Below are 700 nucleotides of genomic sequence, written 5' to 3'. Positions count from 1 at the left end.
ATAACTGACAATTATTTTTAACCCCTAACTGTCAGATTAAGTATTGACTAATTCACATTAGGAATAACCATAAATACCAATTAATATGTATCTTGCTTTTTATCATTTCCAATTTTTTAATATAGTCCATCATACATATCTATCGTAATACTTTGACCCCATTCACTTTGGTCTATTACATCTGAAAGAGTTGTAAAACCATTTCCACTCAAATAGTTAACTGCACCTGTTCCCATATCTGCTACAAACCAAGCTCCAGCAACTATAGAACCTACACCTGACATTGAAGCTCCCAACATAGCTCCATTAATTATGTGAGATGGTTTAACCTGTCCAGACATAGCAACATCTGCTACTAACAAGACACCTCCAGCAGCTGTTAATTTCGTCCCTAAACTTCTTGCTCCCTGGAAACCTTTTACTTGTTGTCCTCGCCAATATTTAGCTCCTGGATTTTTCCATTTGTTTTGCCAGGCAAAAGAAGTTCCTCTTGTTTTAGTTTGGTGCCATATGTCATTATATTTAAAAACACCTGTTCTTGGAATATTTGCTGTAGAAACCAATCCAATTGCGGTATTAGCTAAAAAAGATGTATTAGATAAAATATTATTAAATCCACCTTGCGCATTCCAGCTATTCATATAGGAATTAAACTGGCTTTGTATTTGGCTTCCCCATCCTGAACTGCTCCCTTTTAAAA

Annotated in this window: 1 protein-coding gene; it reads right to left on the bottom strand. The window is 35.3% G+C overall.

Annotated features, from left to right (window positions below):
- Positions 1–116: 116 nt before the first annotated feature.
- The coding region (locus tag ABMQ40_RS16645) for a hypothetical protein (RefSeq protein WP_370901631.1) at positions 117–700 on the bottom strand (584 nt) is incomplete at its 5' end.

This window comes from Chryseobacterium gossypii (assembly GCF_041361455.1).
Classification (GTDB): domain Bacteria; phylum Bacteroidota; class Bacteroidia; order Flavobacteriales; family Weeksellaceae; genus Chryseobacterium; species Chryseobacterium gossypii.
Note: the sequence above shows the minus strand (reverse complement) of the source record. Positions and strands in the feature narration are given on the sequence as shown.